The sequence below is a fragment of the Lachnoclostridium sp. An76 genome (assembly GCF_002161355.1).
GTDB lineage: Bacteria > Bacillota > Clostridia > Lachnospirales > Lachnospiraceae > Mediterraneibacter > Mediterraneibacter caccavium.
Genome location: NZ_NFHL01000025.1, coordinates 1 through 541 on the forward strand (window position 1 = coordinate 1; position 541 = coordinate 541).

At 49.5% G+C, this 541-nt stretch carries 1 protein-coding gene; it reads left to right on the forward strand.

Going from position 1 to position 541, the window contains the following annotated elements; translation table 11 throughout:
- Positions 1–541, forward strand: a 541-nt coding sequence (locus B5G27_RS15745) for a tetratricopeptide repeat protein (protein WP_143449761.1), incomplete at both ends; no start/stop codon positions are given.

Genomic DNA, 541 nt, shown 5'->3' on the forward strand with positions numbered 1-541 from the left:
TCTGAGGCGTCTAGGGAGAGTAAAAGAGGCGGAAGAGAAGTATGCGGGAGCGGAGGAACTCTATAAAAAGGAGAAGGCAGATCTGGGGCTTGCAAATACGCTGCAATCGCAAGGAGATCTTCTGAGTCGTCTAGGGAGAGTAAAAGAGGCAGAAGAGAAGTATACAGGAGCGGAGGAACTATATAAAAAGGAGAAGGACGATCTGGGTCTTGCAAATACGCTGCAATCGCAAGGAGATCTTCTGAGGCGTCTAGGGAGAGTAAAAGAGGCGGAAGAGAAGTATGCGGGAGCGGAGGAACTCTATAAAAAGGAGAAGGACGATCTGGGGCTTGCAAATACGCTGCAATCGCAAGGAGATCTTCTGAGTCGTCTAGGGAGAGTAAAAGAGGCGGAAGAGAAGTATACAGGAGCGGAGGAACTCTATAAAAAGGAGAAGGACGATCTGGGTCTTGCAAATACGCTGCAATCGCAAGGAGATCTTCTGAGGCGTCTAGGGAGAGTAAAAGAGGCGGAAGAGAAGTATGCGGGAGCGGAGGAACTC